This window comes from Mycobacterium saskatchewanense (assembly GCF_010729105.1).
Lineage (GTDB): Bacteria > Actinomycetota > Actinomycetes > Mycobacteriales > Mycobacteriaceae > Mycobacterium > Mycobacterium saskatchewanense.
The window spans coordinates 5,112,871-5,134,986 of record NZ_AP022573.1 but is presented as its reverse complement, the minus strand read 5'-3'; the positions used below and the strand labels follow the sequence as shown (position 1 = coordinate 5,134,986).

The 22,116-nt window shown below is 71.6% G+C and carries 18 protein-coding genes, 2 pseudogenes and 1 riboswitch; of the genes and pseudogenes, 11 read left to right on the top strand and 9 right to left on the bottom strand.

The annotated features are described in order from the left end of the window. Positions 1–45 precede the first annotated feature (45 nt). The 4 genes from manA to G6N56_RS23995 form a co-directional block, all read right to left on the bottom strand. Complete coding sequence (gene manA / locus G6N56_RS24010) at positions 46–1,272, bottom strand: mannose-6-phosphate isomerase, class I (RefSeq protein ID WP_085254238.1); 1,227 nt, start codon at positions 1,270–1,272, stop codon at positions 46–48. Positions 1,273–1,281: 9 nt separating this feature from the next. Next, positions 1,282–2,373: a TobH protein gene (locus G6N56_RS24005; protein ID WP_085254239.1), complete on the bottom strand. Its 1,092-nt coding sequence runs from the start codon at positions 2,371–2,373 to the stop codon at positions 1,282–1,284. Beyond that, positions 2,370–3,767, bottom strand: a complete 1,398-nt coding sequence (locus G6N56_RS24000) for a phosphomannomutase/phosphoglucomutase (RefSeq protein ID WP_085254240.1) — start codon at positions 3,765–3,767, stop codon at positions 2,370–2,372. The genes G6N56_RS24005 and G6N56_RS24000 overlap by 4 nt, the downstream gene beginning before the upstream one ends. A gap of 76 nt (positions 3,768–3,843) precedes the next feature. After that, entirely contained in the window at positions 3,844–4,305 is a 462-nt protein-coding gene (locus G6N56_RS23995; RefSeq protein ID WP_085254241.1) for a DUF3499 domain-containing protein, read from the bottom strand. Between the two features lie 178 nt (positions 4,306–4,483). Between G6N56_RS23995 and G6N56_RS23990 the strand changes: the two genes are divergently transcribed. Next, positions 4,484–4,906 (top strand): metallopeptidase family protein, encoded by a 423-nt coding sequence (locus G6N56_RS23990; protein ID WP_085254242.1) that lies wholly within the window; start codon positions 4,484–4,486, stop codon positions 4,904–4,906. Between the two features lie 21 nt (positions 4,907–4,927). Here the strand turns inward: G6N56_RS23990 and G6N56_RS23985 are convergent, their stop codons facing one another. Then, on the bottom strand, positions 4,928–5,263 hold the full coding sequence (locus G6N56_RS23985) for a WhiB family transcriptional regulator (RefSeq protein WP_085254290.1): 336 nt from the start codon (positions 5,261–5,263) through the stop codon (positions 4,928–4,930). A 357-nt stretch (positions 5,264–5,620) separates the two neighbouring features. On the opposite strand from G6N56_RS23985, the gene cofD reads away from it, so the two are divergent. The 4 genes from cofD to G6N56_RS23965 are packed head-to-tail and all read left to right on the top strand — an operon-like array spanning position 5,621 to position 8,704. Next, positions 5,621–6,622, top strand: coding sequence for a 2-phospho-L-lactate transferase (cofD, locus tag G6N56_RS23980; protein WP_085254243.1), 1,002 nt, complete (start codon positions 5,621–5,623; stop codon positions 6,620–6,622). Further along, positions 6,619–7,989, top strand: coding sequence for a coenzyme F420-0:L-glutamate ligase (locus G6N56_RS23975; RefSeq protein ID WP_085254244.1), 1,371 nt, complete (start codon positions 6,619–6,621; stop codon positions 7,987–7,989). Before cofD ends, G6N56_RS23975 begins: the two co-directional genes overlap by 4 nt. Before the next feature lie 2 nt (positions 7,990–7,991). Then, the gene (locus tag G6N56_RS23970) at positions 7,992–8,168 is read left to right on the top strand and encodes a hypothetical protein (RefSeq protein ID WP_158090678.1); all 177 of its coding nucleotides are present in this window, start codon (positions 7,992–7,994) and stop codon (positions 8,166–8,168) included. Then, positions 8,165–8,704 carry an NUDIX hydrolase gene (locus tag G6N56_RS23965; protein WP_085254245.1) on the top strand — a complete coding sequence of 180 codons (540 nt, stop codon included), beginning with the start codon at positions 8,165–8,167 and terminating at the stop codon, positions 8,702–8,704. The genes G6N56_RS23970 and G6N56_RS23965 overlap by 4 nt, the downstream gene beginning before the upstream one ends. A 45-nt stretch (positions 8,705–8,749) precedes the next feature. On the opposite strand, the pseudogene G6N56_RS23960 reads toward G6N56_RS23965, so the two are convergent. The 4 genes and pseudogenes from G6N56_RS23960 to rfbD form a co-directional block, all read right to left on the bottom strand. After that, positions 8,750–9,162, bottom strand: a pseudogene (locus G6N56_RS23960) (hypothetical protein); the annotation flags it as partial. A 128-nt stretch (positions 9,163–9,290) separates the two neighbouring features. Beyond that, positions 9,291–10,370 (bottom strand): mannose-1-phosphate guanylyltransferase, encoded by a 1,080-nt coding sequence (gene manB, locus G6N56_RS23955; RefSeq protein ID WP_085254247.1) that lies wholly within the window; start codon positions 10,368–10,370, stop codon positions 9,291–9,293. A gap of 1 nt (position 10,371) precedes the next feature. After that, entirely contained in the window at positions 10,372–11,262 is an 891-nt protein-coding gene (locus tag G6N56_RS23950; RefSeq protein WP_085254248.1) for a glycosyltransferase family 2 protein, read from the bottom strand. Next, positions 11,255–12,161, bottom strand: a pseudogene (gene rfbD, locus G6N56_RS23945) (dTDP-4-dehydrorhamnose reductase). Before rfbD ends, G6N56_RS23950 begins: the two are co-directional and overlap by 8 nt. 78 nt (positions 12,162–12,239) lie before the next feature. Here rfbD and G6N56_RS23940 point away from each other — a divergent pair. The 6 genes from G6N56_RS23940 (at position 12,240) to G6N56_RS23915 (ending at position 22,112) form a co-directional block, all read left to right on the top strand. Beyond that, positions 12,240–13,709 (top strand): LCP family protein, encoded by a 1,470-nt coding sequence (locus tag G6N56_RS23940; RefSeq protein ID WP_085254250.1) that lies wholly within the window; start codon positions 12,240–12,242, stop codon positions 13,707–13,709. After that, positions 13,697–14,416: a TIGR03089 family protein gene (locus tag G6N56_RS23935; protein ID WP_197746641.1), complete on the top strand. Its 720-nt coding sequence runs from the start codon at positions 13,697–13,699 to the stop codon at positions 14,414–14,416. The genes G6N56_RS23940 and G6N56_RS23935 overlap by 13 nt, the downstream gene beginning before the upstream one ends. Positions 14,417–14,502: 86 nt before the next feature. Next, entirely contained in the window at positions 14,503–14,784 is a 282-nt protein-coding gene (locus G6N56_RS23930; protein WP_085254251.1) for a DUF1490 family protein, read from the top strand. A 10-nt stretch (positions 14,785–14,794) separates the two neighbouring features. Further along, positions 14,795–16,927: a manganese-exporting P-type ATPase CtpC gene (ctpC, locus tag G6N56_RS23925; RefSeq protein ID WP_085254252.1), complete on the top strand. Its 2,133-nt coding sequence runs from the start codon at positions 14,795–14,797 to the stop codon at positions 16,925–16,927. A 48-nt stretch (positions 16,928–16,975) separates the two neighbouring features. Then, positions 16,976–20,104, top strand: coding sequence for a toll/interleukin-1 receptor domain-containing protein (locus tag G6N56_RS23920; RefSeq protein WP_085254253.1), 3,129 nt, complete (start codon positions 16,976–16,978; stop codon positions 20,102–20,104). 98 nt (positions 20,105–20,202) lie between these two features. Continuing rightward, positions 20,203–20,381: riboswitch (cobalamin riboswitch) on the top strand. Positions 20,382–20,537: 156 nt separating this feature from the next. Next, positions 20,538–22,112: a PPE domain-containing protein gene (locus tag G6N56_RS23915; protein ID WP_085254254.1), complete on the top strand. Its 1,575-nt coding sequence runs from the start codon at positions 20,538–20,540 to the stop codon at positions 22,110–22,112. Positions 22,113–22,116 lie beyond the last annotated feature (4 nt).

Sequence of the window (22,116 nt, the reverse complement as noted above, 5' to 3'; positions counted from 1 at the left end):
ACCGTGAGGGCGATATCGGCGGTTGGCGCCCACCCGAGGGAGTGGCTACAGCCCGACGGTCGCCCGGAACAGCTTGGTGGGCTCGCGCGCGACCAGCCGGATCGGCCCGTCGTCGGCCCCCACCCAGGCGGCCATCCCCCGTTGCAGGGTGAGCGACCCGGACTTCCCGTGGACCGTCGTGCTGCCCTCGGTGCACAGCAAAATCTGCGGGCCCTCGTGGCTGCACGACGCGTCGACCTCGTGGCCGAGATAGTCGCCGTCGAGCGCCAGCAGCGCGACCGCGAACTCGTCGGCGGGGGTCTCGTAGATCAGGGCGAATCCCTCGCGATGGACGTGCGGCCGCAGCTGCGCCTCGGCGCTCGGGTTGAAGTCGAGCACCCGCAGCAGCTCGGGCACGTCCACGTGCTTGGGGGTCAGTCCCCCGCGTAAGACGTTGTCCGAGTTGGCCATCACCTCCACGGCGAACCCGCGCAGGTAGGTGTGCAGGTTGCCGGCCGGCACGAAGATCGCCTCGCCAGGGTCCAGGGTGATGCGGTTGAGCAGCAGGGCGGCCAGCACCCCGGCGTCGCCGGGATACCGCTCGCCCAGCTCGAGCACGGTCTTCGCCTCGGCGGCGAATTCGGTTGCCCCGGAAGTGATGTACTGGATTGCGCCGTCGAGCACCGCAGACACCAGGACGTCGATGTCGGGCTGCGGCGCGGTGATCCAGGTGGTGAACAGGGCGCGCAGGCCGTCGGCGTCGGACTGGTCGCTCAGCAGCTCGATGAAGGGGTCGAGGTCGGAGACGGCCAGCGACCGCAACAGCTCGGTGGTCCGCGCCGCCTGCCGGAAGCCGGCCAGCGCCTCGAAGGGCTGCAGCGCCACCAGCAACTCCGGCTTGTGAGACGTGTCGCGGTAGTTGCGGATCGGTGAGTTCACCGGGATCCCGAGCCGCTCCTCACGGAGGTAACCCTCGAGCGCCTGCTCGGCGCTCGGGTGCGCCTGCAGCGACAGCGGTTCGTCGGCCGCCAGCACCTTGAGCAGGAACGGCAGCACGTCGCCGAACCGGGAGCGCGACCCGGGCCCCAGCTGCCCCTCGGGGTCCGCGACCAGCGCCTCCAGCAACGAGATCTCGCCGTCGTCGGTCTCCAGCCACGCGGGGTCCCCGGGGTGAGCGCCGAACCAGAGCTCAGCCTCAGGGTGCGCCGCCGGCACCGGGCGCCCGGTGAACTCGGCGATTGCCGTACGCGATCCCCATGCGTACGTCCGTAAGGCCCCGCGAAGCAGTTCCACTGTGAATGTCTATCCCCGCACCAGTCGCATGTAAACAGCGGCCATCTCCACCCGAACGGCCAATACTGCCAGTTGCTGCTCCGGGCTGACGGGGCCCCCCGGCGCCGGCGAGACCTCGGCGCCAGTCGAGCCTCCGGGCCCGTCGGTCTCGTCCTGCGCGGCGATCAGGTGGGCGTCGTCGAGGCCCGCGACGCGGGCGGCGACCACCGTGCGCTCGTCGGCCAGCGTCAGCACCAGCACGTGCAGCCGCTCCGGCAGCGGGCCGTCGATCTCCTCGTCGTGGAACAGGGCGTCGACCGAAGAACCGGCGGCCGACCCCCGCAGCGCCGTCACGGCGTCCGCGAGCCCGGAGGCGGCGACGACCTCGTGCGCGATTCGCAACAACACCGAGCTGCCGTGGCGCGCCAACGCAAGCGTCGCGGCGCAGTCGCCGGCCAGCGCCACCCGGCGACCGGCCATCCGCGCCGCCATCGTCTTGGCGGGATTGGTGAACAGGTCGCGGCCCGCGCTGTTGCTCAGCGTCTCGGCGTCCAGCCCGTCGGCGAGCGACGCCAGATCAATGCTCGGCCTGGGGTCCACGGCTTGCAGCGTCGCCAGGCCGGCGGCCAGGTAACGGCATAGCGCGAACTCATCGGAACCCCAGAGCCGCGGGGCCAGGACCGCCACGCGGCCCGCCGTGGAATCCCGCAGCGGCCCCTCATAGGGCGCCACGATGACCACGCGTGCACCGCGGCGCACCCCGGTCGCGGCAGCGCTCACCAGGGCCGGATCGCCGGGGTCGTCACCGGCGACGATCAGCACATCCAGCGGGCCGATCCAGGGCGGCGCCTCGGCGAGGAGCGCGATGGGCTCCGAGGCCGCGCCCCCCGACGTCGCGGCCAGGATGGCCCCGGCCGTCTCGGCGGTGCCCCGCCCGGCCACCCAGATCACGCTGCGGGGGCGGCCGTCGCCCCGCAGCGACTCGAGCGCGCCCTCCTCGACCGCGGCGGCGATCGCGCGCACCTGCGCGCCGGCCGACGACGCCGCCCGCAGCAGTCCCTCCCGGTCGGCGGCCAGCAGGCCTTCGGCGTCTTCCAGGTCGATCGCCCGCGCGGCGCTCATGGCGCCGCTTCCGCGTGGGCCGTTTGCGCGGCGATCTCGCCGCTGATCTGGGCAACCATCGCCTCGACGTCCTCGGCGGTGCGGGCCTCGACATTGAGCCGCAGGAGCGGCTCGGTGTTGGAGCTGCGCAGGTTGAACCAGCTGCCATCGCCGAGATCGGCCGTCACCCCGTCGATGTGATCGATGGACTGCACCCGGCCGCCGAACGACTTCAGCACGGCGTCCACGCACCGGGATGCGTCGGCCACCTTGAAGTTGATCTCGCCGGACGATTCGTAACGCTGGTAGTCGGCGGTCAGCTCGGAAAGCGGCCGTTCCTGTTCGCCGAGGGCGGCCAGTACGTGGAGTGCGGCCAGCATGCCGGAGTCGGCGCCCCAGAAGTCGCGGAAGTAGTAGTGCGCCGAGTGCTCCCCGCCGAAGATCGCGCCGGTCTCGGCCATCAGCGCCTTGATATAGGAGTGCCCCACGCGGGAACGCAGCGGTGTGCCGCCCCGCTCGGTGACCAGTTCGGGCACCGCACGCGACGTGATCACGTTGTAAATGATCGTGGCGCCGATCTCGCGGCCCAGCTCGCGGGCGGCCACCAGGCTGGTCACCGTCGACGGCGACACGACCCGGCCGCGTTCGTCGACCACGAAGCACCGGTCGGCGTCGCCGTCGAAGGCCAGGCCGATGTCGGCGCCGGTGTCGCGGACGTACTTCTGCAGGTCCACGAGGTTGGCCGGGTCCAGCGGGTTGGCCTCGTGGTTGGGGAAGGAGCCGTCGAGCTCGAAGTACAACGGCAACAGTGTGACCGCGCCGATCGCCCCGAGCACCGCCGGCGCGGTGTGGCCGGCCATGCCATTGCCGGCGTCGACTGCCACCCGCAGCGGGCGCAGGCCGGAGGTGTCGACCAGCGAACGCAGGAAGGCGCCGTAGTCGTCGAGCACGTCACGGTCGGTGACGGTCCCGGGTCGTCCCCGATAGGGCTCTACCCCGGCGATCACGTCGTCACTGATGGTGCGCAGGCCGCTCTCGGCGCCGACGGGCTTGGCCCCGGCCCGGCACAGCTTGATCCCGTTGTAGGCCGCCGGGTTGTGGCTTGCGGTGAACATCGCGCCGGGGCAGCCGAGTGATCCCGACGCGAAGTACAGCTCGTCGGTGGACGCCAACCCGATCCGCACGACGTCGAGGCCCTGGCCGGTCACCCCGGCGGCGAACGCGGCCGCCAGCGTCGGCGAGCTGTCGCGCATGTCGTGGCCGATCACCACCTGCGCGGCGCCCTCGCCGCGCATCAGCTTGGCGAACGCTGCGCCCAGGTCGGTGACGAGCGGCTCGTCGAGCTCTGCGCCGACCAGCCCGCGCACGTCATACGCCTTGACGACACGGTGGACGATCGCGGCGGGCCGAGACATGCCTTGGGCCTCCTGACGCCTGGGATCCTTACCTCTTGGCCGTCAGCCTATCGGCCCGCGGAAAACACGCGGAGCGTCAGTCGGCAGGATCGGGCAGCACGCGCAGATGGCCGCGGCGGCGTCCGGAGCGGTGCTCGGGCGGCGCGAGCACGCCGCCGCTCGGCGCAGTGGCGTGGGCGCCGGTGGCATGCAGGTGCGGATCACCGAAGGTGTCGAAACCCTTCAGCGGCGAACCGGTGCCGCCGCGGGCCACGGCCCGTTCGACGGGAGCGCCTTCCCGAACCGCGTCCGCCAGCGCGACGAGGTCGTCCTCGTCGGGGTTGCTGGGGATGGGCAGCGGGCCGGCGTGCCGCACCAGATCCCACCCTCGAGGGGCGGTGATCCGGCCGGCGTGGCCGACGCACAGGTCCCATGAATGGGGCTCGCGCGCGGTGGCGAGTGGGCCCACGACCGCCGTCGAGTCCGAGTAGACGAACGTCAAGGTCGCCACGGCGTAGTGCGGACACCCGGGCCGGCAACAGCGACGGGGAACGTTCACGCCGAAAGGCTATCGTGCGCAAACGCCGCCGAAGCGCCGGACACGCGCATCCGTTCGACCGGCGATGTCCAACCGTTACCATCGGCGCGTGGGCGATTCACGCAGCTCTCCGCGGAGCGATCGATCGGCGTCCGGTCGACGACCGGCCGCGCTCTGGCCGTCGCGGCGACGCCGGGAGATGCGGGGCCCGCTGCTGCCGCCGACCGTGCCGGGGTGGCGCAGCCGCGCGGAGCGTTTCGACATGGCGGTGCTCGAAGCCTACGAACCCATCGAGCGGCACTGGCAGGACCGGCTGTCCGAACTCGACGTGGCGGTGGATGAGATTCCGCGGATCGCGGCGAAGGATCCCGAGAGCGTGCAGTGGCCGCCCGAGGTCGTCGCCGACGGGCCGATCGCGCTGGCGCGGCTGATCCCGGCGGGCGTGGATGTCCGAGGAAACTCCACTCGGGCACGAATTGTGTTGTTCCGAAAGCCAATCGAGCGACGGGCTAAGGACACCGTCGAACTCGGCGACTTGCTGCACGAGATATTGGTGGCGCAGGTGGCCATCTACCTCGACGTCGACCCTTCGGTCATCGACCCGACGATCGACGACGACTGACCCCGTTGCCGGGGGCGCGTGTCAGATGATGCCGCGCTTGAGGCGCCGGCGCTCGCGCTCGGAAAGCCCGCCCCAGATGCCGAAGCGCTCGTCGTGTTCGAGGGCGTACTCAAGGCATTCGTGGCGCACCTCGCAGCCCAGGCAGATCTTCTTGGCCTCGCGGGTGGAGCCGCCCTTCTCGGGGAAGAAGGCCTCGGGGTCTGTTTGCGCGCACAGGGCCCGGTCCTGCCATTGGTCGGCGGGGGTCGGCTCCGGCTCGGGCTCGAAATCGACTGGGGCATCAGGGACCACAGTCAAGTGCGGCCGGGGAAGCGCGACGGGCGCTGGAGTCATGGTCGTCAGGGGAGTGTTTGCCATAACGCCCCGAAGGTGCTCGTAAGACATGCGGTCGTCCGCCTCCTCAGGTGGGTGGAGAGAGTGAGTAAGTCGCTCTGTTCTGATGTACAGACAATTCGAACAAGTGATCGAATCTCGGCCTGCGACACCGGAATCGGCCGGCCAACCGGGAAATGACACTGTTGTGATTAGACACGGGTTGACCTGCCGGGTCAAGCACTTCGGCGCATTTCCATATCATCTCGTGACCGATTTTCGGCGTTTCCGTTGTTTTGTAAATTCGGCGTGTCCATCACACCGGTCGCGTACCTTCCGGCGTTGCCGGAACGGCCCGCCGCGCCTGTGGCCGAACGGTGCCGAACGGTACTGTCATCCGGTGTGAAGGTCACCGTTCTGGTCGGCGGCGTCGGCGGCGCCCGTTTCCTGCTGGGTGTTCAACAGCTGCTCGGGCTGGGGCAGTTCGCCGAGCAACAGGGTCCGGATACGGTAGCCAACGGCCACGAGCTGACGGCGGTCGTCAACGTTGGCGACGACGCCTGGATCCACGGGCTGCGGGTCTGCCCGGATCTGGACACCTGCATGTACACCTTAGGTGGAGGTGTTGATCCACAGCGAGGGTGGGGGCACCGCGACGAAACCTGGCATGCCAAAGAGGAATTGGCGCGCTATGGTGTACAGCCGGATTGGTTCCAGCTGGGCGACCGCGACCTCGGGACGCACCTCGTGCGCACGCAGATGCTCAACGCCGGCTATCCGCTGTCGCAGATCACCGCCGCGCTGTGCGACCGCTGGCAGCCGGGCGCACGGTTGCTGCCGGCGAGCGACGACCGCTGCGAGACACACGTCGTGATCACCGACCCCGCCGACGGCGGCCGCCGGGCGATCCACTTCCAGGAGTGGTGGGTGCGCTACCGCGCGCAGGTGCCGACCCACAGCTTCGCGTTCGTCGGCGCCGAGAAAGCCAGCGCCACAAGCGAAGCGCTGACCGCCATCGCCGAAGCCGACGTGATCATGCTGGCCCCGTCGAACCCGGTGGTGAGCGTCGGGGCCATCCTCGCGGTCCCCGGCATCCGCGGCGCGCTGCGCGCCGCTCGCGCCCCGATCGTGGGCTACTCCCCCATCGTCGGCGGAAAGCCGTTGCGCGGCATGGCCGACGAGTGCCTCACGGTCATCGGCGTCGAGTCCACCGCGGAGGCCGTCGGCCGGCACTACGGGGCGCGCCGCGCCACCGGGATCCTGGACTGCTGGTTGGTGCACGAGGGCGACCACGCCGAGATCGAGGGCGTCGCCGTGCGCTCGGTGCCGTTGCTGATGACCGACCCGAAGGCGACGGCCGAGATGGTGAGCGCCGGGCTCGACCTTGCGGGCGTGACGGCGTGACCGGTCCCGGTCCAACGACGCCGCCGGGCGGCGAACACGGCACGGCCGCGACCATCGAAATCCTGCCCGTGCCCGGGCTGCCCGAATTCCGGCCCGGCGACGACCTGGGCGCGGCCATCGCGGCGGCCGCGCCCTGGCTGCGCGACGGGGACGTCGTCGTGGTGACCAGCAAGGCGGTATCCAAGTGCGAGGGCCGGCTGGTCCCGGCGCCGCGCGACGCCGAAGAGCGGGACGCCCTGCGGCGCAAGCTGGTCGATGACGAGGCGGTGCGGGTGTTGGCCCGCAAGGGCAAGACCCTGATCACCGAGAACCGGCTGGGGCTGATCCAGGCCGCCGCCGGCGTGGACGGATCCAACGTGGACCGCGACGAGCTGGCGCTGCTCCCGGTCGATCCCGACGCGAGCGCCGCGGCGCTGCGCGGCGTGCTGCATGAGCGGCTCGGCGTGCAGGTGGGCGTCGTCGTCACCGACACGATGGGCCGCGCTTGGCGCAACGGTCAGATCGACGCGGCCATTGGCGCCGCCGGTGTGGCTGTGCTGCACGGCTATTCGGGGGCCGTGGACCGGCACGGCAACGAACTTCTCGTCACCGAGGTGGCGATCGCCGACGAGATCGCGGCCGCCGCCGACCTGGTGAAGGGCAAGTTGACGGGCGTGCCGGCGGCGGTCGTGCGCGGACTCGCCGTGACCGACGACGGCACCACCGCCCGGCAGTTGTCCCGTCCCGGCCCCGAAGACCTGTTCTGGCTCGGGACCGCCGAGGCTGTCGACATGGGGCGGAGGCAGGCCCAGCTGTTGCGCCGGTCGGTGCGCCGGTTCAGCGACGAGCCGGTCCCGCCGGAGCTGATCACCGGCGCCGTCGCCGAGGCCCTGACCGCACCGGCGCCCCACCACACCCGGCCCGTCCGGTTCGTCTGGCTGCAGACCCCCGAGATTCGCGCCCGGCTGTTGGACCGCATGAAGGACAAGTGGCGTGCCGACCTCGCCGGCGACGGCCGGCCCGCCGACGCCGTCGAACGGCGGGTGGCGCGCGGCCAGATCCTCTACGACGCACCCGAGGTCGTCATCCCGTTCCTCGTGCCCGACGGCGCCCACACCTATCCCGACCCGGCGCGCACCGCCGCCGAGCACACCATGTTCACCGTCGCGGTGGGAGCCGCCGTCCAGGCCCTACTGGTCGCCCTGGCGGTGCGCGGGGTGGGCAGCTGCTGGATCGGCTCGACGATCTTCGCGGCCGACCTGGTGCGCGCGGAGCTCGGACTGCCCGCCGAGTGGGAGCCATTGGGCGCCATCGCCATCGGCTACGCCGCCGAGCCGGCGGGCCCTCGCTACCCGGCCGGCCTCACCGACCTGTTGATCCGGAAATAGCCATGACGGCGTTCGCGGGCAAGGCGGCGGCTCCCGCCGACAAGGTCCGCGGCGGCTACGACTCGCCGGCCCCGGTGGTCCGCTGCATCGCCCCGTTCGTCGTCGCGAGCACGGTGGCCCACTGCCGCGCGGCCTGGCGTGCGCTGCGGGACCGCCGGAAACGGCGGGGCGCCCGGTGAGCGTCAGGGATTCGGCGATCGCGCTCCTCGCCGGCTGGGCCGCGCCGGACCCGGCGCAGGATTCGCTGCGGCACGCCGTCCTGGCATTCGTGCACGCCCGCCCCGACGCCTGCCGCCGTGACTGCGTGCCCGGCCACGTCACCGCGTCTTCGCTGGTCCTCGACCACACCGGCACCCGGGTGCTGCTGACGCTGCATCCGCGCGTGGGCCGCTGGGTGCAACTCGGCGGACACTGCGACGACGGTGACCGCGACATCGTCGCCGCCGCGCTGCGGGAGGCCACCGAGGAGTCGGGCATCGACGGCCTGCGGATCGATCCGGAGCTGGCGGCCGTGCACGTGCACCCCGTCACCTGCTCGCTGGGCGTGCCGACGCGGCACCTGGACCTGCAGTTCGTGGCCCACGCGCCGGCCGGGGCGCGGATCGCGATCAGCGACGAGTCGGACGACCTGCAGTGGTGGCCGGCCGGCGCGTTGCCGCCCGGGACCGATCACGCGCTGGAGTATCTGGTGGGCCGGGTGACACGTCGTTGGTGACCGACGGAGCATCGAAAAGTGCGAGTGGCTCACGGGCTAATCTCGGCGGTCGGTGCGGTGTTGGTCACCGTCGTACTCGAGTGCGACGAAGTAGTCCTCCCGGCCCATGTCCAGAACCCCGACCGTCCGCCCACGTCCTGGACCGGTATCTGCGTCGCCGGTCTCGGGAGACCGGCGCCGACGAACAGCAGACGCAGCCAGCTTTCCTTCGGCGGCGGGTCGCCGCCGTCCACCAACGGGAGCAACTCCCCGAGCCGCCGCACACCCCGCGCACCGCGGTGCCGCTTGGCCAGCAGTCTCGCCCACAGCCAGGCACCGCGGATGCAGTCTTCGAGTGACGGGTCGGCGAACCTGGGGGCGTACACGTCACGAAGGACCTTCCGGTACCACCGGCGCAGCTCGCACTCGCTCAACGCGTGGGCCACCATCGCTTCGCTGCCTAGAAAGACCTCACCCATGCGGAGATGGTGAGCCGGGCCACCGACATGGTCACCGAAATCGACGGCAACGCGGAAAAGTGCGAGTGGGAGTCACGGTGCGAGTCGATCTCGGCGATCAGACGCTGGCGCCAAGGCCCGCCAGACCCCTACACGTCGCTCGAGTAGCGGATGCCGCCGTCGGGAATGGACACGCCGGGCCACACCCGGGCGCCGCGGAGCAGCTCGCAGCGGGCGCCGATGTCGGCGCCGTCGCCGATCACCCCGTCGCGGATCAGCGCGCGCGGGCCGATGCGGACGCCGAAGCCGATGATCGAGCGCTCGATCACGCTGCCGGCCTCGATCTTGACGCCGTCGAAGATCACCGCGCCGTCCAACCGCACGCCGGGCCCGATCTCGGCGCCGCGGCCGACGACCGTCCCGCCGATCAGCACCGCGCCGGGCGCCACCGCCGCGCCGTCGTGCACGAGTTGCTCGCCGCGGTGGCCGTGCAGGGCGGGCGACGGGGCGATCCCGCGGACCAGGTCGGCCGAGCCGCGCACGAAGTCCTCCGGCGTGCCCATGTCGCGCCAGTACGTGGCGTCGACGTAGCCGCAGATCTTGACCTCGGGGTCCGACAGCAGGGCCGGGAAGATCTCGCGTTCCACCGACACCTCGCGGCCACGTGGGATGCGGTCGATGATTTCGCGCCGGAAGACGTAGCAGCCGGCGTTGATCTGGTCGGTCGGCGGGTCCTGCGTCTTCTCCAGGAAGGCGGTGACGCGGCCGTCTTCGTCGGTGGGCACGCAGCCGAAGGCCCGCGGGTCGCCCACGCGCACCAGGTGCAGGGTGACGTCGGCCCGGCGGTCCCGGTGGAAGTCCAGCAGCTGGCCCAGGTCGGCGCCGGAGAGCACGTCGCCGTTGAACACCATCACGGTGTCGTGGCGCAGGTGATCGGCCACGTTGGCGATGCCGCCGCCGGTGCCCAGCGGCCGCTCCTCGGTCACGTACTCGATCTGCAGGCCCAGCTTCGACCCGTCGCCGAACTCGGCCTCGAACACCTGGGCCTGGTACGAGGTGCTCAGGACGACGTGCTCGATGCCGGCCGCGGCGATCCGCGACAACAGGTGGGTGAGGAACGGCAGGCCGGCGGTGGGCAGCATCGGCTTGGGTGCCGACAGCGTCAACGGCCGTAGCCGGGTGCCCTTGCCGCCGACCAGGATCACCGCGTCGACTTGGTGGGTTGCCAACTCAGTGCCGCCCTTCTGCCAGTTTCTGCCTTGCCGATGCGCGCAGTGCGCTGCGCACCATCAGGCGGGACCGCGCCGCCAGCGAGGCGCGCAGCGTCCAGCGCAGCGGAGCCCGCCACCATCCGGTGTGCCGGTCGGCCAGGAAGAGATAGGTGCTCCGGTGGTGGGCGGCCAGGTGGCTGGCCGGGTCGTGCCCGGTGGAATGCCCTTTGTGGTGCAGGACCTCGGCCGACGGCACGTAGACGCTCTGCCAGCCGGCCCGGCCGAGCCGGTCACCGAGGTCGACGTCCTCCATATACATGAAGTAGCGCTCGTCGAAGCCGCCGATCTGGGCGAAGGCCGACCGGCGCAACAGCAGGCACGATCCGGACAGCCAGCCCACCGGCCGCTCGGTCGGCTCGAGCCGCTCCTGTCGGTAGGCCGCCGTCCACGGGTTGCGCTTCCAGATCGGCCCGAGCACCGCGTGCATGCCGCCGCGGACCAGGCTGGGCAGGTGGCGCGCCGACGGATACACCGACCCGTCGGGGTCGCGGATGAGCGGGCCCAGCGCGCCGGCGCGCGGCCAGCGGCCGGCCGCGTCCAGCAGGGCGTCGATGCTGCCCGGGCCCCATTGGACGTCGGGGTTGGCGACGATCACCCAGTCGTCCGCCTGGTCGAGCTGTTCCACCGCGCGGTTCACCGCGGTGCCGTACCCGAGGTTGGACCCCGTCTCGAAGAGGCGCACGTTCGGGTACCGCTGGACCGCCGCCTGCGGCGTCCCGTCGGTGGAGCCGTTGTCGGCGAGCAACACGCTCACCGGGCGGTCGGTGGCCAGCGCCAGCGACGCCAGGAACCGCTCCAGATGCGGGCCCGGCGAGTAGGTCACCGTCACGACCGGCAGGACGTCAGTCACGCGTTGAGGGTAACGGTCGGTTGGATGCGACGTTGACGTCAGATGGCGTGAGCATCGGCCAGCGCGGCCGCGAGCGCGGTGCGCCAGTCCCGCAGCGGCGTCAGGCCGGCCGCCGCCGACTCGCGGCCGCCCAGCGCGGAATAGGTCGGCCGCGGCGCCGGCCGCGGGAACTGCGCGGTGCTCACCGGGTGGACGCGCGCCGGGTCGGCGCCGCACTCCTCGAAGACCGCGCGGGCCAGCTCGAAGCGGGAGACCGCCCCCTCGTTGGCGGCGTGCAGGATGGGACCGGCCACGTTCGCGTCTGCGACCTGCAGCAGCGCGACGGCCAGGTCGCCGACGTAGGTGGGCGACCCGACCTGGTCGTCGACGACGTCGACCGGCCCGTCCCCCGCGGCCAGGCGGCGCATGATGGCGACGAAGTCCCGCCCGGTGCCGCCGGTGTACACCCAGGCAGTGCGGACGACGACCGCCCCGGGCGACGCGGCCAGCACGGCCCGCTCGCCGGCGAGCTTGCTTTGCGCGTACACGCCGCGCGCGTCGGTGTCGTCGCTGGGTTCGAAGGGGCGTGGGTCGGCGCCTCCGCTGAACACGAAGTCGGTGGAGACGTGGATCAGCCGGGCCCCGACGCGGTCGCAGGCCTTGGCGAGGTGCCCGGGCGCGGTGGCGTTGACGGCGTACGCCGCCGCCTCGTCGCTTTCGGCGGCGTCGACGTTGGTGTAGGCCGCGCAGTTGATCACCACGTCGCCGCCCCTGATCACCCGCTCCGCGGCGGCCGGGTCGGTGATGTCCCACTGCGATGACGTGAACGCCTGCGCGTCCCTCCCCTGCTCGGCGGTCAGCGCCGCGAGGCGGCCGCCCAGCTGGCCGCCCGCGCCGGTGATCAGGATCCTTGCCGACATGGTGTCGAGTGTGGCACGGCCGGGGCACGCCGAACCTCGCTACCCGCGAAGCGCATGTGCCGCAAGTAACCTATTGGGATGCCTGTGCAACATGTGGTTCGTGTGATTGCCACTGCGCTGACGCTCGCGATCGTGCTCGGCACCGGGCTGGCGTGGAGCAACGTCCGGTCGTTCGAGGACGGCATCTTCCACATGTCCGCGCCGTCGCTGGGCAAGGGCGGCGACGATGGCGCGATCGACATCCTGCTGGTCGGCCTCGACAGCCGCACCGACGCGCACGGCAACCCGTTGTCTGCCGAGGAGCTGGCGACGCTGCGCGCCGGCGACGAGGAAGCGACCAACACCGACACCATCATCCTCATCCGGATCCCCAACAACGGGAAGTCGGCGACCGCGATCTCGATCCCCCGGGACTCCTACGTCTCCGCTCCCGGCCTGGGCAAGACCAAGATCAACGGCGTCTATGGCCAGACCCGCGAGGCCAAACGCGTCAACCTGGTGAAGGCCGGCGACTCCGCCGAGCACGCCGCGGCGGAGGGCACCGAGGCCGGACGCGAGGCGCTGATCAAGACCGTCGCCGACCTCACCGGCGTCACCGTCGACCACTACGCCGAGATCGGCCTGCTCGGCTTCTCGCTGATCACCGACGCGCTCGGCGGCGTGGACGTCTGCCTGAAAGAGCCGGTGTTCGAGCCCCTTTCCGGGGCCGACTTCCCGGCCGGCCCGCAACGCCTCGACGGCCCGGAGGCGCTCAGCTTCGTCCGCCAGCGCCACGAGCTCCCGCGCGGTGACCTCGACCGCGTGGTCCGCCAGCAGGTGGTGATGGCGTCGCTCGCCCACCGCGTCATCTCGGGCAAGACGCTGTCCAGCCCGGCGACCGTCCGGCGGCTCGAGGCCGCCGTGCAGCGCTCGGTGGTGATCTCCTCGGGCTGGGACGTGATGGATTTCGTCCAGCAGATGCAGAAGCTGGCCGGCGGCAACGTCGCGTTCGCCACCATCCCGGTGCTCGACGGGGCCGGCTGGAGTGACGACGGCATGCAGAGCGTGGTCCGGGTGGACCCGCACCAGGTTCAGGACTGGGTGGCCGGGCTGCTGCACGACCAGGATCAGGGCAAGACCGAGGAACTGGCCTACACCCCGGCCAAGACCATCGCCGACGTCGCGAACGACACCGACATCAACGGGCTGGCCACCGCCGTGTCCCAGGTGTTGACCGCCAAGGGGTTCGGCGCCGGCACGGTGGGCAACAACGAGGGCGGGCACGTGAAGGGCAGCCAGGTGCGCGCCGCCAAGACCGACGACCTGGGCGCCCAGCAGGTCGCCAAGGAGCTGGGCGGCCTGCCAGTCGTCGCCGACCCGTCGCTCGCGGCGGGTTCGGTGCGCGTGGTGCTGGCCAACGACTACACCGGCCCCGGCTCGGGCCTGTCCGGCGGCGGCACCGTGATGGCCGCCCGGGCGTCGAACCCCGGATCGGGCGCCGACCCGAACGTTCCGCCGCCGTCGCCCATCCTGACCGCCGGCTCCGACAAGCCCGAGTGCATCAACTGAGCACCCTCAGCGCGGCCATCCTCGATCCGATGCTGCGGGCGGACCCGGTCGGCCCGCGCATCACCTACTACGACGACGCGACCGGCGAGCGCATCGAGCTGTCCGCCGTCACGCTGGCCAACTGGGCCGCCAAGACGGGCAACCTGCTGCGCGACGAGTTGGGCGCCGGGCCGGCCAGCCGGGTGGCAATCCTGTTGCCGGCGCATTGGCAGACCGCGGCGGTCCTGTTCGGCGTGTGGTGGATCGGCGCCGAGGTCGTCCTGGAACCGGGAACGGCCGATATCGCGCTGTGTACGGCCGCGCGGCTCGACGAGGCCGACGAGGTCGTGGCAGGGGGCGAGGTGGCGGTGCTGTCGCTGGACCCGTTCGGCCGCCCGGTTCCCGACCTGCCGATCGGCGTGACCGACTACGCGACCGCGGTGCGGGTGCACGGCGACCAGATCGTGCCCGAGCCGCGGCCGGGTCCCGCGCTGGCCGCGCACTCGGTCGACGAGGTGCTTGCCGAGTGCCAAACCGCCGCCGCGGCACGGGGTTTGACGTCGGCCGATCGGGTGCTCTCCAGCGCGTCGTGGGACCGGCCCGGCGACCTGGTCGACGGCCTGCTGTCGATCATGGCGGTCGGCGCGTCGCTGGTGCAGGTGGCCAATCCCGACCCCGGCGCATTGGAGCGACGGGTCCAGACCGAGAAGGTCACCCGGGTTCTCTGAGCCGTGATCCCTGCTCGATACATATTGATATCGCAATATTTCGATGTTAACGTCGGGCAAATACGACCGGACGGGAAGGGTGAACGATGGCGGCGTACGGGCTCTTGGGCAAGGCGGCGACGACGGTGGTCACCGGGCTGGCCGGGGTGACGGCCTACGAACTCCTGCGCAAGGCCGTGGCCAAGGCGCCGCTGCACGAGACGGCGGTTTCGGCGGCGGAGCTCGGGCTCCGCGGAACGCGCAAGGCCGAGGAGGCCGCCGAGTCGGCGCGGCTGAGGATCGCCGACGTCATGGCCGAGGCCCGCGAGCGTATCGGCGAGGAGGCCCCTACGCCGTCGGTCACCCCGGTTCACGACCACGAGCACTGATCGGGCGGGCATGTCCCCCGACCAGGTGATTTCCGATGCCGCCGGGCGTATGCGGGTGTCCGTCGACTGGGTGCGGCGCGATCCCCGGCGCGCGGTCGCGGTCGAAGAGGCCGTCGCCAAGGAGCCCGGGGTGCGCGCCGTGCACGCCTACCCGCGCACCGGATCGGTCGTCGTCTGGTACTCGCCCCGGCGGTGCGACCGCTCGGCGGTGCTCGCCGCGATCGGCGCCGCGGCCCGCGTCGCCGCCGAGCTGATCCCGGCGCGCGCGCCGCATTCGGAGGAGATCCGCAACGGCGACGTGCTGCGCATGGTGATCGGCGGGGCGGCGCTCGCCCTGCTGGGCGTGCGGCGCTACGTGTTCGCGCGCCCGCCGCTGCTGGGTCCGAGCGGCCGGCTGTTCGCCACCGGCGTCACCGTCTTCACCGGCTACCCGTTCCTGCGGGGGGCCCTGCGTTCCCTGCGTTCCGGCCGGGCCGGCACCGACGCGCTGGTCTCGGCCGCGACCGTGGCGAGCCTGGTGCTGCGCGAGAATGTGGTCGCCCTGACCGTGCTGTGGTTGCTGAACATCGGCGAGTACCTGCAGGACCTGACCCTGCGCCGAACCCGGCGCGCCATCTCCGAGCTGCTGCGCGGCAGCCAGGACACCGCATGGATCCGCTTGGCGGACAGCGAAGTTCAGGTCCCCATCGACAGCGTGGAGATCGGGGACGAGGTGATCGTCCACGACCACGTCGCGATACCGGTGGACGGGGAGGTGGTCGACGGCGAGGCGATCGTCGACCAGTCGGCGATCAGCGGGGAGAACCTGCCGGTCAGCATCACGGTCGGATCGCACGTGCACGCCGGCTCGGTCGTGGTGCGCGGGCGCCTGGTGGTGCGCGCCCACGCCGTCGGCAACCAGACCACCATCGGGCGCATCATCAGCCGCGTCGAGGAGGCCCAGCACGACCGGGCTCCCATCCAGACTGTCGGCGAAAACTTCTCCCGGCGTTTCGTTCCCACCTCGTTTGTGGTGTCGGCCCTGACCCTGCTCGTCACCGGGGACGTCCGCCGCGCGATGACCATGCTGCTGATCGCCTGCCCGTGTGCGGTCGGCCTGGCGACGCCGACCGCGATCAGCGCCGCGATCGGCAACGGCGCGCGCCGCGGCATCCTGATCAAGGGCGGTTCACACCTCGAGCAGGCGGGCCAGGTCGACGCGATCGTGTTCGACAAGACCGGGACGCTGACCGTCGGTCGTCCGGTGGTCACCAATATCGTTGCCATGCACAAGGATTGGGAACCCGAGCAGGTGCTCGCGTATGCGGCCAGCTCCGAAATCCATTCCCGTCACCCGCTGGCCGAGGCGGTCGTCCGCTCGACCGAGGAGCGTCACATCAGCATCCCGCCGCACGAGGAGTGCGAGGTTCTGGTGGGCCTGGGCATGCGCACCTGGGCCGACGGACGCACCCTGCTGCTGGGCAGCCCGTCGCTGCTGAGCGCCGAAAAGGTCAGGGTCTCCAAGAGGGCACAGGAGTGGGTGCACAGGCTGCGGCGCCAGGCCGAGACGCCGCTGCTGCTGGCCGTGGACGGCAAGTTGGTGGGGCTGATCAGCCTGCGCGACGAAGTGCGGCCCGAGGCGGCCGAAGTGCTGAAAGAGCTGCGCGCCAACGGGATTCGCCGAATCGTGATGCTCACCGGCGACCATCCCGAGATCGCCGAGGTGGTAGCGACCGAGCTCGGCATCGACGAGTGGCGCGCCGAGGTGATGCCGGAGGACAAGCTCGAGGTGGTGCGCGAGCTGCAGGGCGAGGGTTTCGTCGTCGGCATGGTCGGCGACGGCATCAACGACGCACCCGCGCTGGCCGCCGCCGACATCGGGATCGCCATGGGTTTGGCCGGAACCGACGTCGCCGTCGAGACCGCGGACGTAGCGCTGGCCAACGACGACCTGCACCGCCTGCTCGACGTGCGCGACCTGGGCGCCCGGGCCGTCGACGTCATCCGGGAGAACTACGGAATGTCCATCGCCGTCAACGCCGCCGGGCTGATCATCGGCGCGGGCGGCGCACTGTCCCCCGTCCTGGCCGCGGTCCTGCACAACGCGTCGTCGGTGGCGGTCGTGGCCAACAGTTCGCGGCTGATCCGCTATCGGCTGGACTAGACTGACCTCCCAACCCACGTCGCGTGCCCACGTTAGGGATTGACCAGCATGCCGCGGATCTTCCTGAGCCATTCCAGCAAGGACAACACCGAGGCGGCGGCGCTACGCCAATGGCTGATCGATCAGCGCCCCGAGCTGGTGAGCGAGATTTTCCTCGATATCGCCGAAGACTCGGGTCTGGCGCCGGGCCGGCGGTGGAAGGACGCGCTGCGCCAGGCCAACGAGCGCTGCGAGGCCGTCATCTGCCTCGTATCCCATGCCTGGGGAAGCTCACCCGAGTGCAAGACCGAATACCGCACCGCCGAGACGCTGGGCAAGCAGATCCTCGTCGCGCGACTCGAGGACACCGGCGACTCGGACATCACCGCCGAGTGGCAGCGCTGCGACCTGTTCGCGCCCGGCCCGACGACCGAGATCACGACCGCGGCGGGTGCTCCGGTGCTGTTCAACGCCGCGTCGCTCGACCAGCTCAAGAAGGCGATCGAGGGCACCGGGATCGGGCCGGAGAACTTCGTCTGGCCGCCGCGCAGGGACCCCGACCGCGCCCCGTATCGCGGCTGGGAACCCTTCGAAGACATCGACGCAGGCGTGTTCTTCGGGCGCAACGCCGCGATCATGCACGGCACCGACGAGCTGCGCAAGATGCGCTTCGCCGGCGTCAAGTCGTTGTTCGTCGTCCTGGGCCCCTCGGGCAGCGGCAAGTCGTCGTTCCTCCGCGCGGGGCTGATCCCCCGCCTGCAGCGTGACGACCGCAACTTCGCGGTGCTGGGCATCGTGCGCCCGGGACGCAACGCGCTCACCGGTGAGAGCGGTCTGGCCGCGGCGATTCACACGGCGCGCCGGGAGCTGGGCCTGGCCGGCGCCCCGACGTTCGGCGAGATCAAGACGATCTGCCGCGAGCCGGACGTGGGTCGGGTCTGCGAGCTGTTGCTCGAGATACGCGACGCCGCCGCCGCGCGGCTGGCCTACAAAGCCAACGCCAAACACCAGGCGCCGACGCTGGTGCTGCCGCTGGATCAGGCGGAGGAACTCTTCTCGGCCGAATCCGTGTCCGCACAGACCGCGCAGGAGGCGGCACGCTTCCTCGAGCTGGTGGCCGCCGTGATCGCCCGCATCAACACCGACGACGGCCGGCTCATCGTCGCGGCCACCATCCGCACCGACCGCTACGAGGCGATGCAGAGCCATCCGGCCCTCGACGGCATCGGCACCGACCTGTTCAACGACCTCAAAACGATGCCGCAGCACCACTTTCCGGGCGTCATCCGGGGTCCCGCCGCCCGGGCGTCCGAGGCGGGCGATCACCTCGCCATCGCCGATGACCTGGTCGATCGGCTGGTCACCGACGCCGGCGGGGGTGCCGACACGTTGCCCCTGCTGGCGCTCACCCTGCAGCGGCTCTACACCGATTACGGCACCGCCGAGGAGATCACCTCCGACCATTACCAAGCGATGGGCGGGATGCCCAACGTCGTCAACAACCAGATCGAAGACATCTTGTCGGCCGACCCCCGCGATCGCGACACCGCTCTGGAGTTGCTGCGTTCGGCGTTCATCCCCTGGCTTGCCTCGATCAACCCCGACAACGACAAAGCGCTGCGCCGGGTGGCGTTGGAGTCCGAGTTGCCCGCCGAAAGCCGTTCCCTGATCGACGCATTCGTGGAGAAGCGGCTGCTTGTTCGCGACCGCCGGGGCAGCGAGGTGGTTGTGGAAGTCGCGCTGGAAAGCCTGCTGCGCCAATGGGACGAGCTGTCCCACTGGCTGGAGGACGAGCGCCAGAACCTCGCGGCCGCAACCGATCTCGAGCGATCGGCTGCCGCATGGGACCGGCACGGACGCGACGAATCCTGGCTGCTGGGCGGATCGCGGCTCGCGGCGGCCGAAAAGGTGGCCGTTAGGCCAGGTTTCGCCGAGCGGCTCGCCGCCGCGGCCGAGTACCTCGCCGCCTCCCGGCATTGCGAGGAGGACAAACTCGAGATCGAGCGGCGCCGCCACTACGACGCGGTCGCGCGCCGGCTCGTCATCGAGGCGAAAGCGATGATGGCGCAGACCATCCCGGGCGGTGATGCCGGCGCCTTCCAACAGCTGCTCGCTGCCCGCGCCATCGCCTCGGAGCCCGACAACGTCCCGATCGCCGAGGCGCTGGCGCTGCGGCCCGGGACGCTGAAGATCATGGATGCCGGCAAGCCGTTGCTGGGCCTGGCGATCCGGCCCGACGGACAGCGCATCGCCGGCGCCGGCGACGACGCACTGATACGGATCTGGGACGCGGTCACCGGCCAGCCGGTCGGCCGGCCGCTGGCCGGCCACGACGTGCGGGTGCAGGGTGTGGCGTTCAGTCCGGACGGGCGCTGGCTGGGAAGTGCGGGCGGTGACCGGACGGTGCGCGTGTGGGACGCGGAAACCGGCGAGCCGGTCGGCCGGCCGCTGACCGGCCACGCCGGCGTCGTGTACGGCGTCGCATTCAGCCGCGACGGACGATGGGTGGCCAGCGCAGGCGACGACCGGACGGTGCGGGTCTGGGACGTGGCGACCGGTGAGCCCATCGGCGACCCGCTGACCGGCCACGCCGGCATCGTCTACAGCGTCGCATTCAGCCCCGACGGGCTGCTGGCCAGCGGTGGCGGGGACCGGACGGTGCGGGTCTGGGACCCGGTCAGCGGCTGCGCGGTTGGCAACGCCCTGACCGGGCACGGCGAAACGGTGTGGGTGGTGGCGTTCAGCCCCGACGGCCGACGGCTGGCGAGTGGGAGCCGCGACCAGACGGTGCGCTTCTGGGATCCGCTCAGCGGCGAGCCGCTCGGAGACCCGCTCGCCGGGCACACCGACGTTGTGCGCGATGTGTCGTTCAGTCCCGACGGGCAGCGCCTGGCCACCGCCAGCTACGACGGCACGCTGCGCATCTGGGAGGGGGCCACCAGCGAGACGCTGCGCGGGCACACCGACGCGGTGTACGGTGTGGCGTTCAGCCCGGACGGCCGGCGCCTGGCCTCGTGCAGCCAGGACGGCACCTCGCGGCTGTGGTGCGCCTCCGACGTGCGCGACGACCCGCCCCCGGACGCCGCCGAGGCGATGTGCGCCATATTGACCACCAACATGAGCAAAGAGCAATGGCCCGTCTGGGTTTCGCCGGACATCGAGTACATCCCGGCTTGCCCGGACCTGCCCATCCCCTAGCGGCACCGGTCGCGCCGCTAGGGCGTCGTCGAGATCGCCGTCAGGGTCGCCGAACCCGCCCGACCGCTACCACTGCGGCAATCTGGGCGGCGGGATCTACGGTCACCGTGCGATACTGTCGCCCGTAAGGCGACGACGATGCAGGAAGCCGGTGTGAATCCGGCGCGGTCCCGCCACTGTCATCGGGGAGCGACCCTCATCTGCCACGGCGCAAGCTGGAAGGCGAGGCGAGCGGCGATCCGAGAGCCAGGACACTCGCGTCGTCGCATCCTGCGACCCGGGGCGGAGTACCCCGAGAGAGCTGACTCACCCCCATGCCGCATCCGCCATGGGTGGCCGCCCGGCCGCGCCTTGCCGCCGCCGCGCCTGGGGTGTTCGCACCCGGCCGCCGCCGCAGCGTCTGCCGACGTACCGAGCCCGGCCGGTGGTCGCAATGACCGCCCCGATCTGGATGGGCTCACCCCCCGAGGTGCATTCGGCGCTGCTGAGCGCCGGCCCGGGGCCGGGCCCGATGCTGGAGGCCGCCCAGGCGTGGAACGCGCTCAGCGGCGCCTATCTGCAGGCGGCCGACGAGCTGGCCGCGCAGCTGGCCGCCGCCCGCGCCGCCTGGGCCGGGCCGGCCGCCGAGTCCTATGTCGCCGCGCACGGGCCGTACCTGGCGTGGCTGACGCGGGCGGCCGCCGACAGCGCGGGGACGGCGGCGCGCCACGAAACCGCGGCCGCCGCCTACACCGGCGCGCTCGCGGCGATGCCGACGCTCGGCGAGCTGGCCGCCAACCACGCCGCCCATGCCGTGTTGGTGGCCACGAACTTCTTCGGCCTCAACACGATTCCGATCGCGGTCAACGAGGCGGATTACGGGCGGATGTGGGCCCAGGCGGCCACCGTGATGGCCACCTATCAGGCCGTTGCGGCCGCGGCGGTGGCGTCCGCGCCGCGGACCGCCGCGGCTCCCCCGATCCTGAGATCCGCCGCGGCGTCGGCCGGCTTCGACCCCACCGCCCTGTTGGATCCGGTGTTCGATTTCTTCACCTGGCTGGACACGCTGATCCAGCAGCTCCTCGGGCCCGACCTCACGAACTACCTCGGCAGCCCTTTCTGGACCTTCGAGAACGTGGGAAACCTGCAGTCGATCGTCGACTACATCCTCAGCCCGCCCGCCGATTTCGCCACGGGACAACCGCTGACCCTGCTGGGCGCGACCCAACAGCTGTTCTCGTTGCCGGGACTGTACGCGGCCGGATATCCGGGCCTGGTGGCGGCCGCCGGGAACAACACTCCGCTGCTGATCTTCGCGACGATCGTCTACCTGATCGAGTGCGTCCTCGACCTGACCAACCAGATCCTGCAGTACGTGTACTTCGTGGCCACCACGACGCCGCTGTTGCTGTCGACCGCGCTTCCCCTGCTGGCCGCCCCGGTGGGCGCGCTCGGCGGCTTGGCCGGACTGGCCGGACTGGCCGGGTTGGCGCACCCGGCGCTGGTGCCGGCCACGGCGCCGCCCGCGGCGTTCGCGCCTGTGCCGAGTCCCGCTCCGCCGCCGCACTTCTCGGCCCCGGTCCCCGCAGCGGCGGCTGGGGCACCGGCCCCGGCGCCCACGCCCGCCCCGGCCGCGGCGCCGACCGCCCCGGCCACGCCGCCCGGGCCCGGTCCGGCGCCGTTCCCCTATCTGGCGGGCGGTTTCGGCATGCCTGCTCCGGCGCCTGCGAGCACCGGCGCCAAGAGGAAGGCGCCCGAACCCGACGTCGCCGCCGCCCCAGCCGCCGCTGCGGCCGCCGGCGAGCGGACGCGGTCCCGCCGGCGAAGGCGCGCGCAGTTCAGCCGGCCCGGCCGCGGCTACGAGTACATGGATGCCGAACCCGCGTCATGGGAGGCCGATCGGGGCGCGGGCGCACCGGGTCGCGCCGGGATCGTGCGCGGCCGGACCGCTGCCGCAGCGCGGGGGCTCACCACCCTCCCCGACGACGGGACCGGTCCGCCCATGCCGATGATCCCGGCCCCTGGCTGACGCC

Bases quoted from the DNA above. Each gene is read 5' to 3' on its own strand.
- G6N56_RS24005 (WP_085254239.1), bottom strand. From the start codon at position 2,373: ATGAGCGCCGCGCGGGCGATCGACCTGGAAGACGCCGAAGGCCTGCTG.
- G6N56_RS24000 (WP_085254240.1), bottom strand. From the start codon at position 3,767: ATGTCTCGGCCCGCCGCGATCGTCCACCGTGTCGTCAAGGCGTATGAC.
- G6N56_RS23990 (WP_085254242.1), top strand. From the start codon at position 4,484: ATGCGGGGCCCGCTGCTGCCGCCGACCGTGCCGGGGTGGCGCAGCCGC.
- G6N56_RS23985 (WP_085254290.1), bottom strand. From the start codon at position 5,263: ATGGCAAACACTCCCCTGACGACCATGACTCCAGCGCCCGTCGCGCTT.
- G6N56_RS23970 (WP_158090678.1), top strand. From the start codon at position 7,992: ATGACGGCGTTCGCGGGCAAGGCGGCGGCTCCCGCCGACAAGGTCCGC.
- G6N56_RS23940 (WP_085254250.1), top strand. From the start codon at position 12,240: ATGCCTGTGCAACATGTGGTTCGTGTGATTGCCACTGCGCTGACGCTC.
- G6N56_RS23930 (WP_085254251.1), top strand. From the start codon at position 14,503: ATGGCGGCGTACGGGCTCTTGGGCAAGGCGGCGACGACGGTGGTCACC.
- ctpC (WP_085254252.1), top strand. From the start codon at position 14,795: ATGTCCCCCGACCAGGTGATTTCCGATGCCGCCGGGCGTATGCGGGTG.
- G6N56_RS23920 (WP_085254253.1), top strand. From the start codon at position 16,976: ATGCCGCGGATCTTCCTGAGCCATTCCAGCAAGGACAACACCGAGGCG.
- G6N56_RS23915 (WP_085254254.1), top strand. From the start codon at position 20,538: ATGACCGCCCCGATCTGGATGGGCTCACCCCCCGAGGTGCATTCGGCG.